Source organism: Microseira sp. BLCC-F43 (genome assembly GCF_041929235.1).
GTDB lineage: Bacteria > Cyanobacteriota > Cyanobacteriia > Cyanobacteriales > Aerosakkonemataceae > Microseira.
Map to the genome: position 1 here is coordinate 1 of NZ_JBHFNP010000098.1, position 14,416 is coordinate 14,416.

At 42.7% G+C, this 14,416-nt stretch carries 10 protein-coding genes and 3 pseudogenes; 5 read left to right on the forward strand and 8 right to left on the reverse strand.

Annotated features, from left to right (window positions below):
* Positions 1-166: 166 nt before the first annotated feature.
* The 4 genes and pseudogenes from ACE1CM_RS15015 to ACE1CM_RS15030 all read right to left on the reverse strand — a co-directional run bounded on the left by ACE1CM_RS15015 (position 167) and on the right by ACE1CM_RS15030 (position 3,473).
* Positions 167-1,377 (reverse strand): annotated as a pseudogene (locus ACE1CM_RS15015) (RNA-guided endonuclease InsQ/TnpB family protein).
* Between the two features lie 345 nt (positions 1,378-1,722).
* On the reverse strand, positions 1,723-2,070 hold the full coding sequence (locus ACE1CM_RS15020) for a hypothetical protein (protein ID WP_374878322.1): 348 nt from the start codon (positions 2,068-2,070) through the stop codon (positions 1,723-1,725).
* A 355-nt stretch (positions 2,071-2,425) separates the two neighbouring features.
* Entirely contained in the window at positions 2,426-2,776 is a 351-nt protein-coding gene (locus ACE1CM_RS15025) for a hypothetical protein (RefSeq protein WP_374878323.1), read from the reverse strand.
* Between the two features lie 346 nt (positions 2,777-3,122).
* On the reverse strand, positions 3,123-3,473 hold the full coding sequence (locus ACE1CM_RS15030) for a hypothetical protein (RefSeq protein WP_374878324.1): 351 nt from the start codon (positions 3,471-3,473) through the stop codon (positions 3,123-3,125).
* Positions 3,474-3,823: 350 nt separating this feature from the next.
* Here ACE1CM_RS15030 and ACE1CM_RS15035 point away from each other — a divergent pair, with 350 nt between their 5' ends.
* Together ACE1CM_RS15035 and ACE1CM_RS15040 are read left to right on the forward strand one after the other, a co-directional pair.
* Positions 3,824-5,542 (forward strand): hypothetical protein, encoded by a 1,719-nt coding sequence (locus ACE1CM_RS15035; RefSeq protein WP_374878325.1) that lies wholly within the window; start codon positions 3,824-3,826, stop codon positions 5,540-5,542.
* A gap of 321 nt (positions 5,543-5,863) precedes the next feature.
* A complete protein-coding gene (locus tag ACE1CM_RS15040; protein WP_374878326.1) occupies positions 5,864-7,132 on the forward strand; it encodes a S41 family peptidase in 1,269 nt (422 codons plus the stop codon).
* Between the two features lie 117 nt (positions 7,133-7,249).
* Here the strand turns inward: ACE1CM_RS15040 and pip are convergent, their stop codons facing one another.
* The gene (gene pip, locus ACE1CM_RS15045; RefSeq protein ID WP_374878327.1) at positions 7,250-8,197 is read right to left on the reverse strand and encodes a prolyl aminopeptidase; all 948 of its coding nucleotides are present in this window, start codon (positions 8,195-8,197) and stop codon (positions 7,250-7,252) included.
* A gap of 212 nt (positions 8,198-8,409) precedes the next feature.
* A complete protein-coding gene (locus ACE1CM_RS15050; RefSeq protein WP_374878328.1) occupies positions 8,410-8,874 on the reverse strand; it encodes a DoxX family protein in 465 nt (154 codons plus the stop codon).
* 208 nt (positions 8,875-9,082) lie between these two features.
* Here ACE1CM_RS15050 and ACE1CM_RS15055 point away from each other — a divergent pair.
* Positions 9,083-9,793, forward strand: a pseudogene (locus ACE1CM_RS15055) (Eco47II family restriction endonuclease).
* Between the two features lie 15 nt (positions 9,794-9,808).
* On the opposite strand, the gene dcm reads toward ACE1CM_RS15055, so the two are convergent.
* The gene (gene dcm, locus ACE1CM_RS15060) at positions 9,809-11,914 is read right to left on the reverse strand and encodes a DNA (cytosine-5-)-methyltransferase (protein ID WP_374878329.1); all 2,106 of its coding nucleotides are present in this window, start codon (positions 11,912-11,914) and stop codon (positions 9,809-9,811) included.
* Positions 11,915-12,074: 160 nt separating this feature from the next.
* Positions 12,075-12,481, reverse strand: a pseudogene (gene tnpA, locus ACE1CM_RS15065) (IS200/IS605 family transposase).
* Positions 12,482-12,544: 63 nt separating this feature from the next.
* Here tnpA and ACE1CM_RS15070 point away from each other — a divergent pair.
* Both ACE1CM_RS15070 and ACE1CM_RS15075 read left to right on the forward strand, forming a co-directional pair.
* Complete coding sequence (locus tag ACE1CM_RS15070) at positions 12,545-13,918, forward strand: zinc ribbon domain-containing protein (protein ID WP_374878330.1); 1,374 nt, start codon at positions 12,545-12,547, stop codon at positions 13,916-13,918.
* A 107-nt stretch (positions 13,919-14,025) separates the two neighbouring features.
* The gene (locus ACE1CM_RS15075) at positions 14,026-14,289 is read left to right on the forward strand and encodes a hypothetical protein (protein ID WP_374878331.1); all 264 of its coding nucleotides are present in this window, start codon (positions 14,026-14,028) and stop codon (positions 14,287-14,289) included.
* Positions 14,290-14,416: the final 127 nt, after the last annotated feature.

Genomic DNA, 14,416 nt, shown 5'->3' on the forward strand with positions numbered 1-14,416 from the left:
AGCCCTGCGAATATTGTCGTTAGGAACTAGCGATACTGCCCTTGGAGGGGATGTAAGTCGGACTGGCAAAATTTCGGTTTTGTTGGACGCTATCCCCGTTGAATTGGGAAACCCCATCCGCCATGGGGTGGAGTAGTTCACTCTGAGTTTTTTGACACTCCCCGGTTTAAAAACGCGGGGATTCTGTACTCAACGTCAGAACTTGCTTAATCAGATTTACACCAAGCAAAGTAGAGGTTCCAACTCCGACAGCGTTACTTCCGGGATGCCCTCCCGTAGCTTGCTCTCGCAAGGTTTAAAATATTTATTGCCGCATTTTCATCCCGATTCAATCTGCACCCACACTTACAAGCGTGGGTACGAGTTGATAGAGACTTCTTCACGATTGCACCACAATTGCTACACTTTTGGCTTGTGTATTGTGGCGCTACAGCAACAGCAACGCCCTCAAATTTACAAGCATTATATTCAAGCCACTGCCTAAACTGTGACCATCCTGCGTCGTTAATGGACTTAGCTAAACAGTGATTCTTGACCATGTTGCGAACAGCTAAATCTTCATAGGCCACGCTTGTCGTTAGACTTGAGTACGCAACGCGCTAATTTTTTGGCGTGTTCATTACGTTGCCTACTTACTTTTAGATGTTTCTTGGCAAATCTTTTACGTGCATGGGAGCGTCCGTTTTTACCTTTTTCCTTTTTGTAGATGCGACGCCCGGCGTGTTTGATAGCTTGCTCAGCCTTCCGTAAAAACCTGGGATTTTCTGTTTGATATCCATTGGAATCAGTATAAAAATACTCAAGCCCTACATCTAATCCGATGGCATTTCCGGTTGGTTCGAGTTGTTCCTTGACTTCAATATCAAGTACAAATTGACAATAGTAACCGTCAGCACGGCGCAACAGTCTAACCCTTTTAATTGACTTAGCGGGGTAGGTATGAATATCCCACTTACCTAATAGCTTTAACTCACCAATACCTTTCTTGTCACTAAAGGTAATCCGGCGTTTGGTTGGATGCAATTTCCATCCGCTGGTCTTATACTCAACTGAGCGATTATCTTTCTGGAAGCGTGGAAAACCCTTTTTCCCAGGTTTTTTGGATTTACAGTTCTCGTAAAACCGAGAAATTGCAAACCATCCGCGTTCAGCAGCAGCTTGCACCGCCATTGAGTTTAAATCTTTAACAAATGAGAATTGATTACGTAGTTCTGTTGAGTACTTGTTTAAAGCAAAACCATTGATTTTAGCTTCTTTGGGCGCATCCATCCAATACCTAATACATTTATTCCTAACAAACTGAGTCGTTTTGATAGCTGACTCAATTGCTTGGTATTGATTAACGCGCGCTTTAACCTTGTACTCTAAAACCAGCATTACTCTGACTCTCAATGTTCTATATCTAGTAGATTATATGTAGCTACATTTGGGTATACAAAATTCTGAAAAATTGTGAAGTAAGAGTTAGATTAACCAAGTATGAGGCACTGCAATTGCAACAAGAGGCTATAGGGCGAAACATGAGCAAATCAGAATTGATTCGCAGCTTGATAGCCCGCTTTCCTGCCCCAGTAATTGAACAAGATGCGCTCGATATCAGTCTCACGCGGTTACCCCGGTTTAAAAACACGGGGTTTTCGCGTTAAATTCTATAAGTTTTTATGACAAAGGCAGGACGACTCGCCGAGTCGCCCTGCCTTTGCCGTATAGGTTAGGGAAGCTTTACCAATAAATTGGTTCCGGATCGCATCCTGTTTCAGCACAAGATTGGGTAATACATCCGCCCTCCTCACCTAGAGCGAGTGTGGTTAAAGGAGGTCCACCGTTTTCATATAGAGCTTTTGTGATGCCGCCCTCTTCACCTAAAGCCTTAGTCGTGACGCAAGGATCGATGGGAATCGGTTTGGGCTCAGGTTGAGGCCAACAACCACCTTCTTCACCAATAGCCCGAGTTGTGGCAATTGATAGCCCCCCTCCGACTTGTGCCGCTTCCTCGTGGCTGAGTTGCTCTGCAAAATCTAAGTCTAGCGCTTCTAATTCGGCCGGATCTAAATCAAACGGATGACTCATAGAACTCTCCTAATTTCTAGGAATGAATTAATTAATCGATGCGCGAGCCTCGCTGGCAACCTTGGTTGTATGGCTTTAAATATAAACCAGCCTACCTGGGAATAGTTGCCATTTTGCCATTGATTAAATTTACATCTGATATCTTGTATGTTTGGGTTTAAGTCTAGTTAAGATTATCTTGATTACATGGCTAATAGCTTGCTGGAAAACTAGCTCTATGCCGCGATAGTATTTGAACCCGGACCGTTGTAAGCCTGCTGTGGGTGAGTTGGTCTGCTTTTAATCTGAGTTTTAAACGCAAAAGTAGGACGACTTGTCGAGTCGCCCTACCTTTACCGTATAGTTTACGAAAGCTTTACCAAGCCAATTCAATTGTTCCGGGATCGCATCCTGTTTCAGCACAAGATTGGGTAATATATCCGCCTTCTTCGCCTAAAGCCTCTGTGCTTGCACACCCACCGTCTTCACATAAAGCGTCTGTGATGCCGCCCTCTTCACCTAAAGCCTTAGTCGTGATGGGAGGATCGATGGGAATCGGTTTAGGCCAAGGCTTAGGCCAACAACCACCTTCTTCACCAATAGCCCGAGTTGTGGCAATTGATAGCCCCCCTGCCACTTGTGCCGCTTCCTCGTCGCTGAGTTGCTCGGCAAAATCTAAGTCGATTGCTTCTAATTGGGCTGGATCTAAATCAAACGGATGACCCATAGAACTCTCCTAATTTGAATTAATTAATTGATGGGCGAGCCTCGCTTTCAACCTTGGTGGTATCGCTTTAAATATAAACCAGCCTACCTGGGAATAGTTGCCATTTTGCCATTGATTAAATTTGCATCTGATATCTTGTATGTTTGGGTTTAAGTCTAGTTAAGATTATCTTGATTACATGGCTAATAGCTTGCTGGAAAACTAGCTCTATGCCGCGATAGTATTTGAACCCAGACCGTTGTAAGCCTGCTGTGGGTGAGTTGGTCTGCTTTTAATCTAGTTTTAAACGCAAAAGTAGGACGACTTGTCGAGTCGCCCTGCCTTTACCGTATAGTTTACGAAAGCTTTACCAAGCCATGTCAATTGTTCCGGGATCGCATCCTGTTTCAGCACAAGATTGGGTAGTATATCCGCCTTCTTCGCCTAGAGCGAGTGTGGTTACAGGACATCCACCATCTTCATATAGAGCTTTTGTGATGCCGCCCTCTTCACCTAAAGCCTTAGTCGTGACGCAAGGATCGATGGGAATCGGTTTAGGCGTTGGTTTAGGCCAACAACCACCTTCTTCACCAATAGCTAGAGTTGTGACCAATAGCCCCCCTGCCACTTGTTCCGCTTCCTCGTTGCTGAGTTCCTCGGCAAAATCTAAGTCTAGCGCTTCTAATTCGGCCGGATCTAAATCAAATGGATGACTCATAGAACTCTCCTAATTTCTCGGAACGAATTAATTAATTGATGCGCGAGCCTCGCTGGCAACCTTGGTTGTATGGCTTTAAATATAAACGAGCCTACCAGGGGATAGTTGCCATTTTGGCATGTATTAAATTTGCATCTGAGATATTGTATGTTTGGGTTTAAGTCTAGTTAATCTTATCTTCATTACATGGCTAATAGCTGGCTTGAAAACTAGCTCTTAGCCATGATTTTTAACTATTTATATATTTTTAATTAAAAAATATTGCTCTGCCAAAATGGCAACAGGTGATGGGAAGTGAAAGCTAGAATCGCTGTCAATCCCATCACGAGATTAACCCAAGGAAAAAAATCATGTTGAAGCAAGGAAACGAGTTTGACAAGAAACCAAATAGATTAGGATTGGTGCATCGCTTATTTTTGAGCCTGATTCCGATAGCCACTGGTTATGGGATCGCATCTACACCTGCTCAGGCTGCCACTTTAGCCTATTCTGGAGCCGACTTCCTATTAAATAACTTTAGTCATAAGCCGACTGCAACTTCTACTAAAGCCGAAAGCCATGTTTATACGAATGCAGCCCCAGGCAGTTCAATAGTTGACTATGGTTCAGCTTATGCAGTTTTTCTTCAGCAGAACCCCTTGGCCTACAATACAACCTTAAGTCTGGGTCTAGGTGCAGGGAATAAATACTTAGGGACATCAGACAGTAATGCTAAAGTTGTCGGCAACTTCTTGGTCGGACAAAACGAGTCTTTCAAGTTTGATTTCTTCGGTAAGTTAGACCTGAAAACTTCAATTGATACTTGGTTTACAGAAAGTGCTAAGGCGGCTGGAAATATCTACTTTTTGGTGTTGGATACGACTAACAGCCAGAATATAGGGTTCTTAGATTACTTTCTTCTCTCCGGAAACTTGTCAACTCCAAGTTTCCCGGATTATCTATTCGCTCAAAAGAGTCGCAACGTCCAAATAAATAGCTTTTCAAAAAAACAAGATTTTATCGGAAATGAAGAATCGGCTTCGGGATCTGTTACAGGGGCGTATCGGCGTAATTTCAGTAAGCCTACCAATCTAACTGTATTAGAAGTTAAACAGAATAGTACTAAACAGCAAGCTAAAAGTCTGTTTAGCAAATACAACACTTTAAGTGGATTAGACAGCACATTACAAGCAAATACAACCGACTCAATGCTGTTATCGGGTGCAACGGATTTAAGCAAATTAGACACCTCGGTAGAAACAGTGGCAAGCGATCCAATCTTTACCGATCCCATCGTTGCAGCAATCACAGCAGCAACAAACACATTAAACACCGCTTTTACATTAGACACCGCAACTGGATTAGAAAACTCGGTACAAACAGTCGGAACCAAGACAATGCTTACCGATTCTAACGTTGCAGCAACGGCAACAGAAACAAGTGTATTAGAAAGCGCAGTCCCGACTTTATCCCAGAACACAATCGTTTCAGCAATGGGAAATAAACCCTTGGACACTCAGGGGTCATACGACTCATCAAAAATGTCTTCAGGAGGAGATATGAAGACGGCGATCGCAAATAGCACTAAGGCGCAGACTTGGCTAGCAGGACAAACCCAATACACGGCATTACTTCCCGATACAACTGTTAAAGACTTGCAACGTTTCTCAAATGTATCCAGCGGTACTTGGGTTGACCCACCAACAACTTACGGGATAGAATATAAGGTAGAGGGGGATTCTGTAATTACGAATATTCTCGACTTCTTCACCGACGATGCTGACAACTTATTTACCGTTGCAGCAGAAGGCAAAATTCTGGGTCAATTCAAATCCGGTGACAATATTGACTTAGTTTCTCTACTCGGTAAGGGCGTTTCCAGCTTAACCATCACTGACATCGATCCCTCTCCAGGAAAGACAGTAGCTGAGTTTAATTTCCAGCCTGTATTCAATACCTATACAGCAAATTTACAGGCAAGATCCTTCGATAAGTCTGCTAGTAAGTCAATCCCAGAACCAGGCTCAGTTTTGAGTTTACTAGCCTTGGGTGTCATTAGTGTTGCCTCAAGGTTGTTCGGCAAGCGTTGATTTTTGACAAAATTCAGGACTTACGCAAATACCAAAGTTTCTCTGAAAAATCGTCGCAAGAGAACTAGAGATATGCATACCCTAGCTGGCGCGAACGCAGCAAGAAACTTTGGTGATAAGATAGTCGTGCGTAAGTCCTGAAAATTTTCAACCAGTCGGACGATTTCATCGGGGTGGGGAAAATGCTAACCTACGAATGCGGCAAATGACGAGAAAAGAAACAAAGGTGAGACCGTCGATCTCTTCCAAAGCAACAATTTTTCGGAGAAACCGGGAACTTGCGCGTAAGTCCTGAAGTAGTTGTTGCTCTATCCCTACCCGATGAAAAGATTTAAACTACTCATAACTTTGCTCGGAGTTGGTATTCTCTTGCTATGGGGATTGTTTTTACCAGAACTTCCCACTAGAGGAGAACCGCCAGCTAAAATTTTTGGTGAAGTTTGGCAAACTGTCAACGATAACTTTTACGATTCCAAGTTTAATGGCGTTGATTGGAAAGCGCTGAAACAAAAATACGAATCGCAAGTCACAAAAGCGCATTCCCAGGAAGAAGCGGCTAATATTATCAATCAAATGCTTGCCGAATTAAAAACCTCTCATACCCGCTTCTACACGCCAGAAGATCCAGCTTACTATCAAGTTTTAGGCATATTTGCACCAAGAATTCCCGACTTACAACAGCAGCTAAAAAAGATATTCCCGCAAGGTAAGATTGAATACAGCGGCATTGGTATATTTACTAAAGATATCAATGGCAAGACATTTGTTAGTGGTGTTTTAGATGGTTCTCCCGCAGCTAATGCAGGACTGCTAGTGGGAGATAGAATAATTAGTGTAGAAGGTCGTCCATTTAAACCAGTTCAATCTTTTGAGGGTAAAGCTGGTCAAAATGTCAAGATGAAAATTGAGCGATCGCTCAACAATCAGCAAGAAATTACCGTCACGCCAAAAATGCTGGATGCAACTACGATGTTTCTCGATGCGATGCAAGCTAGCACCCAAATAATACAACGGGATGGGAAAAAAATTGGCTACGTTCACATCTGGTCTTATGCTGGCGACCAATATCAAGAACAATTAGAATCAGATTTATTTTACGGTCGTTTAAGAGAAGCCGACGGGTTAGTTTTAGACCTCAGAGATGGATGGGGAGGCGCGCCACTGGGTGCCTTAAATATCTATACAGCAAGAGGGCCAAGCGTGACAAATATTCGCCGCGACGGCAGGCGAGGGACAGACATCGCACATTGGAATAAACCCGTAGTAATGATAGTAAATGAAGGCAGTCGCAGCGCTAAAGAAATTTTAGCTTATGGCTTTCAACAATATGATATCGGCCCGGTTGTCGGGACTAAAACAGCAGGTGCAGTCGTTGCAGGTTTTCCGTTTTTGATGTCAGATAATAGCTTGCTTTACGTAGCAGTCGCCGATGTTTATGTTGACGGAAACCAAAGGCTAGAAGGAGTTGGCGTCACACCCGATGTTGTAGTGCCATTTTCTCCAGAATATACCCAAGGCGCCGATCCGCAAAAACAACGGGGGATACAAGTTGCGATCGCAGCGATAAAAAAGCTAATGGCTAATAGCTAATGGCTAATGGCTAATAGGTAATGGCTAATAGCTAATGGCTAATGGTAGATCCACAAAATATTCCCATGAGCAATTAGCAATTAGCAATGAGCAATTAGCAATTAGCAATTTGGCTTACTAAAAACCTGCAAACTTATCCGTCGCCTCAATTAATGCACTGCGAATTCCCGGTTCGCTCATCGAATGTCCGGCATCGGGAACTACAATAAATTCAGCTTCAGACCAAGCACGATGCAGTTCCCAAGCTGATATCATCGGACAAACAACATCGTAACGTCCCTGAACGATAACCGCCGGAATATGGCGAATGCGATTAACATTTAAAAGCAGTTGCTCTTCCGGTTCAAGAAATCCCTTATTGATAAAGTAATGGCACTCAATTCTGGCAAATGCTTCGGCGAATACATCAACCCCAAACCTTTGCTTTAAATCTAAATCTGGAAATAATCTACTCGTACTCGCCTCCCAAATTGACCAAGCACGTGCCGCTTCTAATCTAATTTGAGCATCAGGGTTAGTCAACCTTTTATAATAAGCGTTCAGCATATCATCCCTTTCATTTATTGGAATGGGTTTAACATATTCCTCCCAAGCATCCGGGAAAATATAACTCGCTCCTTCTTGATAAAACCAGCGTATTTCTTTTTGTCTCAACATAAAAATGCCGCGCAAAATTAAACCCTGGCAACGGTCTGGATGAGTTTGACTGTAAGCTAAGGATAAAGTACTTCCCCAACTACCACCAAAAACAACCCATTGCTGAATATTTAAATGTTCTCGCAGCTTCTCAATGTCATTAACTAAATCCCAAGTTGTATTTTCTTGCAATTCCGCATGGGGTTTACTTTGACCGCAACCGCGTTGGTCAAACATTATCAACCGCCATTTTTCCGGGTCAAAATATTGTCGATAAAACGGCGGACATCCACCCCCTGGCCCCCCGTGCAATAATACAATGGGTTTTCCCTGGGGGTTACCAGACTCTTCAAAATGAATAGTATGAAGGTCAGAAACTTTTAGATATCCTGAGTTATAAGGTTCTCTAGGTGGGTAAAGTTCTCGCATTTTTAAAGGATTTATACTGTGATGATGTTTATTTTACATCAGTGAGAAACCCGGTTTCTTAAACAAACCGGGTTTCTCGGAAAAATCGTGGCTTTGTCCCCAGAGTAAGCAGCAAGAAACCGGGTTTCTCTGAGAGTTTCTCGGAAAAATCGTGGCTTACTCACCAGAGTAAGCAGCAAGAAACCGGGTTTGTTAAAGAAACCGGGTTTCTGCTAGCGATCGCTCAAAGTTGCAGCAGTTTCATTAATCAGCGATCCTGCGGTTTTTTCAATTATTTCTGCACCTGGTTGTTCCTGTGGTTTTCTAGTATACCAATATGCCCAAGCAATTAAAACCGCTTGAAATGGAAGTCTAACCCAGTACAATACTTGATTGTGGGGAATTCCTTCAATCGGAATATTATTGACTGCCATGTTGATATTAGCTGGAAACACGGCGATAAATAAAGCAATCAATCCCCACGCCGCTGCGACGCTGACAAAGGGAATCATTAACCCAATCCCGCCTAAAATCTCAAAAAAGCCGCTAATATAAACCAACGCAACCGGGTTAGGCAATTGGGGTGGCACAATTCTAGCGTATTGTTCGGGTCTGATAAAGTGCGTGATGCCCACGATGATGGTACACACCGCAAAGATACCGCGCAGTATTTCTTTACGACGATGGTCTAGTTTCATAAGGGTAGCGATAACTCAACCCTTACCCTAGCAAGAGAGGATAGGGATTTTTTCTATCCCAAGTCTGAAAGCAATTCGTTTGGGGATGCGTTCGCGAAGCGGAAGGGAGGCATATCGCTCACCCTAGACAAATCCAAGGGAATTATCTTTCTTACTGCACCATGATACAATTTTTACGATCGCATTACTATCTCAAGTCTAAAATTTTATGAGTTATTTGCCTTACATTTCCGATAATGACCTAGAAAGTGCCGTTCAAACTGTTGTTAATTGTATTTTTCAAGTTCAAGCAAGACCAGCCGACAGTTTATATAAAAATGTTATAGCTCCTTTTTCAGCTATATTTGATGGTGTGGTTAATGGCATCAGTCTCGATGATTGGCTTCTCAAATAAACAGTTAGACAACAGCAAAAAACTGTTCAAAATGCCATCGGGGAATTTCATCAAAAAATTATAGGTAGTATACCTGGCTGGCAAAATCTTGGCAGGGGTCAACTAATAGATGTTTGTAATCCTGCCCTAAAAATTATCGCGGAGCTAAAAAACAAGTATAACACTGTTAAAGGAAGTGAAAGAATTTCTATTTATGAGAATTTATTATATGCACTGCAAACGCCAACGTATCAAGACTTTACAGCCTACTATGTAGAAATAATTACCAAAAAAGATAGAAACAATTTAATTTATAATCGACCATTTACTCCTATAGATAATAAGACTAAAAAGAGACGATATCCCAACCATAAAATATTAATTATTAAAGGTCAAGATTTTTACGATCTGGCTAGTGGTGTTCCAGGATCCTTGAGTATGCTGTTCGACATTTTACCGGACGCGATTAGTAAGGTTGCAGGAGTGAATCAATTGACGCAAGCAGAAAAGGAAAGGTTTAGAACTTTGTTCGATAGAGCTTATTGAATTAATAGCTTAGATTTAGGTAGATAATAAAGCATTAACTATTGCCCGTCCTAAGTGATATGCAAAACTCACAGGAACCGCATTCCCAATTTGCTTATACTTAGAACCCATTCCGCCTATAAATTCCCAATCATCAGGAAATGTTTGAATTCTGGCATACTCTCTGACAGTAAAAGGTCTAGTCTCGTCTGGGTGACAGCGCTCTGTCTGTTTTTGTGAAGGTGAAGTCGTCAGAGTTAGACTGGGTTCATCCCAAGAAATTCGACGCGCCATACCAGTACGTCCACCTGTGAGATAGTAGCTTTTCATCATGTAGCTTTTCTGAATTTCTTCAGGTAAATCTCGCCAACATCCACCAGGGGGAACTAGCGCTAAAACAGCCAATCTTTTTGGGCTATATTTCATTCCCTCAGAAGGCGGAACATCTTTTAGTGCATCTCTTAAAGTAAGTATCTTGGGTGAGGGTGCAGGATACTGAAACCGAATACCCGGACGAGTTCCAACAATAATTACTCTTTCTCGCTTTTGTGGAACGTCATAATTCACTGCATTTAGTAAACGATATTGAATGTTATAACCAAGAGATTCTAGAACTGATAAAACTGTTTTAAGTGTTTTGCCTTTTTCATGGCTGATTAATCCTTTGACATTTTCAGCTAAAAATAGTTTAGGCTGTACTTCTTTAATGCAGCGGGCAAATTCATAAAATAAAGTGCCGCGAGTGTCTTCAAACCCTAAACCTTTGCCTGCATAGCTGAAGGATTGGCAATTGTGAACTACAACTTGTTGTACACAATAGGAGTTATCATCAGCTACTTCAAAGTTGAAAACCTCTTGATTTTCCACAGGTAATAAATTTACTCGTTTAATCTTAAACCAGGCATATCCATCTTTAAAAATTACCGCATGATTACCAGAGTTAAAGCCTCTAAGCATATATGTTTTCTTTGTTTTGACAAGCCTTCCCTCTATAATTTTTTCTCCAGGCTGATGAGAAATAATGATATGCGGACTTTTGCCCAACTTCAAAAACAACCGCTGAAGTCCAGCTATGACGTTATAAGAAACAGATGTAATTGAATTTGTGCATCCGTCAGCTGCTATAAACCCATCTAAAAATTCCTCAATATATTCCTTAGGAGCATTTTGTACCCACTCTGGAATCTTTTTGCCCTGTGCATACTTACCAAAGGACTTTAGTAGGTGATACCACATAGCACTAGAACAACCAAACTTTTCACTAGTTCCCGTTCTGCACTGTTTAGACGTTAGCGGTAAAACAGCTTGAAGTTTCCCAAGAACAACTTCTCTGTTTTTGTCTGCAACTGCAAATCTAATTTTATAAGTAGGTCTACCATCAGGCTTAAGCGTATCCTCAATCCAACCATCACCTAAAAAGTATCCCATTAAGAACCATACGTTTTTGTCGCCAAAATCAGGAGACACTTCAATAGCAGTGTCAGAATTCTGCTTGAGCAAAAAGCTGAAGCAAGGTAAAACAGATTCTTCGTTGACTTTAATTCCTACATAATGGTGTTGTGTTAATTGATCTGTATTCACCCATGCAGGATTGGACAATATAAACTCATATCTTCTGACAGAGTTATTCCAGACTCTTTTTCTCTCTATTGCAAAAAATGGATGTTCTGGCGTGCAGGTAATCTCTTCTCCAAGATAAATTACTTTTAAGCGGTAGAGATTTCCTGAGAAGTTCTTTCTTTGAATATTGACTATGGGTCTAAATGTACCAGTATGGGTAAACAGCAAATCCTCAAAATCTACTGATTCAATTTCTTTGTACCCAGAATCAGTTAGTACGTGAGTTCCTGAGACAAAACAAGGAAATCCACCTGTTACAATATCCGCACTCATGCCTTCAAAAGAAACTTTGGATACATCGCCATGAATCACATTCCACTCAAGACGATTATGTCGCAGCGTTGCCACAGCATCTTTGTCAATTTCAATTAGCGCTTTAGCTCCTAATCCGGCTGTTTCTAATCCCAGCGCTAACCCACCAGCTCCTGCAAATAGCTCAATCACAGTCGTAGCGGGAGCGCTCGGCGGTTCAACCGCAGGCGCTCCGTAGGGAAGTTCAAACAAATCTAGCTGTCGGTACATGGTCAGACATCGGTCAACCGCTCTGCTAATGATTAAATTAGCTAATTAGCCAATTCTCAATACAGCTACTTAGCTAAGGTATACGAGAAAAACACGGGAGCTTGATAGCCCCCCAATTCATTGGGGGGTGGAAAAGCGACGCGAGCGGTTTTAACCGCAGTCAAGAATGGTGAGGGTCGTTGATATAGTCAATAATTTTAGCAGTTGTGACCTGACCCGTCGTGTCATAAAAATAAGAATGCGTCCTGCATAGTAGACAGCTTAAGTAAATGAGGAAACTCTTTCCTTAACAACCTGGATGAACGCCCCTTAAAAGCTTTTACAACCGAATTAATCGGAGTTTTAGGATCGTACTCCACAAGCAACTTGTAGTGGTCTGGAGCAATCTCCATCGCTCGAATTATCCAACCCCTTTCCACTGCCACATCCGTAATAATCTGACAAGCGCCTAAGCCTGACCTCACCCACGAGGACAGGCTTTCTTCTTTTGGGTATCCAGACCAAGTGAACGCTAGCCATTCCAACTGAATGCTTGTCGCGGTGATACTGTCTATCTCGTTGTTCCATATCAACAGAAAATGCAGTACGATCTTATTGTATAATGATAGCCACCTTAAACAGGAATAGCTCTTGTCTCGCACAAAGACGCCATCATTTGTTGCCACAATACCACTGAAGACTTCCAAATCTGACGAACTCGAACTGAAAGCTCGTTTTAACGCTGGTCAAAACTTGTACAACGCCTGTTTAACCGAAGCGAAAAAACGGTTGGATCTGGTACGCAACAGCAATGCTGATGCCGAAGCCAAGGCTAGGCCAAAAAAGGACAAAAAGCTGCGTTTAGAACGATTTAAGGCAGCTAAAGTCGCGTACCGTTACTCCGAATACGACTTGCACGCCTTTGCCACCAAGACAGCCAAAGCCTCAAAATGGATTGCCCATAAACTTGACGCGCAGGCGATTCAAACCATTGCCACTCGCGCCTTCAAAGCTTCAGAGCAAATGCTGTTCGGCAATGCCAAGAAAGTTAGGTTTAAGGGTAAAAGCCGCTATCGCTCCATTGAAGGAAAAACCAATAAACAGGGCAGGTTTAAAGATGAATGCCTTGTTTGGGGCTTGAAAGGCGTCCTAATTAACCAGAACGATCCAGTAATTCTCCATGCTTTAAATTCTCCAATTAAGTTTTGTCGGATGATTCGGAAGACAGTCAAAAGCAAGCAAGGCTGGTATCTGCAACTGGTGTGCGAAGGGCTGCCATACACCAAACCCAAAAATTTAATCGGAGAAGGTATTGTTGGAATTGACCTGAATGTCTCTGGGGTTGGGGTTGTATCTGATGCTGGTGCATTTATTAAAGAATTCTGTGTAGAAGTCGATAAGAAAGATCGCCTAATCAAAAGATTGCAGAGGAAGAATGCGCGGCAGTTGCGCGCCAACAATCCCCAGAATTACGCTGCGGATTTTAGATCTAGTAGGGGACAGAAAACTGTTACCAAGAAAGGGAGGGTTAAAAAGGGTTCCAAAAAGTGGAATCGCAGCAAGCGTTACCTAAAAACTCAGCACAGAAAAGCAGAGATTCAACGGAGTCAGAGAGAACACCGTAAATCTCTGCACGGTCACTTAGTTAATGTCTTGCTGCGCCAAGGAAACCACTTCAAAATGGAAAGAATTTCCGTCAAAGCGTGGCAGAAAAAATGGGGCGAACAAATTGGTTATAAAGCCCCAGGCGAGTTTCAATCCCTCCTAGTCCGCAAGGCTGAAAGTGCTGGCGGACGGGTGGATAAGTTTTCTTGTCAAAACACTAAACTTTCGCAAACTTGTATTTGTGGAAAGGTTGAGAAGAAATCGCTGTCTCAACGCATTCATAAGTGCGAGTGCGGCGTGGAAGTTAAGCGCGATGTATTAAGTGCGTTTTTGGCAAGAAGCGTCACTGACGACCATCTCATTATGTCCTCAGTCTTAAACGATTGGGGGAGGCTGGAAACAGCGATCAGGCAGGCATGATGAGTATTAAGTTGCGAGCAATTAAGCGTTGCCGAAAGCAGGAATTGTCAGTTTTCCTTGGAGCAACTCTGCCTTGATTTCTTCATGAAGTTGGGGAGTCGAAAGCATTGGGCTATTGCGTTACCCAGTGGATTGAAGAACCCCCGATTTTCCAAATCGGGGAGTTCTCAGAGCCAAAACACCACGATATCTTAAGGCGCATCGCCTACGAGCAGCGTTGCAATATATCGGACGTGTTGGATGCGGTGCTAGAGCAGGTAAATTGGGAAAAAGTTGCTAAGGATGCGGGGGATAAACCCTTGCAGAGAGCGATGGAACGGGCAGGAAGCTGTCAACCGCCCCACCCACAAGGGGATAGGGCTTGTAACTAACCGATAGAATCGGCCCAAACATAAGGCACATTGACCGATGCCTGCTCTTGAGTCCCTTGTTGGGTAGAAGAGAGAATATAGTCGTCGCGAATGTTTAAAGCAGCATTAAAATCGGCATGAGTTCGAT

Coding starts and splice junctions, on each gene's coding strand:
- ACE1CM_RS15020 (WP_374878322.1), bottom strand. CDS start 2,070: ATGAGTCATCCGTTTGATTTAGATCCGGCCGAATTAGAAGCGCTAGAC.
- ACE1CM_RS15025 (WP_374878323.1), bottom strand. CDS start 2,776: ATGGGTCATCCGTTTGATTTAGATCCAGCCCAATTAGAAGCAATCGAC.
- ACE1CM_RS15030 (WP_374878324.1), bottom strand. CDS start 3,473: ATGAGTCATCCATTTGATTTAGATCCGGCCGAATTAGAAGCGCTAGAC.
- ACE1CM_RS15035 (WP_374878325.1), top strand. CDS start 3,824: ATGTTGAAGCAAGGAAACGAGTTTGACAAGAAACCAAATAGATTAGGA.
- ACE1CM_RS15040 (WP_374878326.1), top strand. CDS start 5,864: ATGAAAAGATTTAAACTACTCATAACTTTGCTCGGAGTTGGTATTCTC.
- pip (WP_374878327.1), bottom strand. CDS start 8,197: ATGCGAGAACTTTACCCACCTAGAGAACCTTATAACTCAGGATATCTA.
- ACE1CM_RS15050 (WP_374878328.1), bottom strand. CDS start 8,874: ATGAAACTAGACCATCGTCGTAAAGAAATACTGCGCGGTATCTTTGCG.
- dcm (WP_374878329.1), bottom strand. CDS start 11,914: ATGTACCGACAGCTAGATTTGTTTGAACTTCCCTACGGAGCGCCTGCG.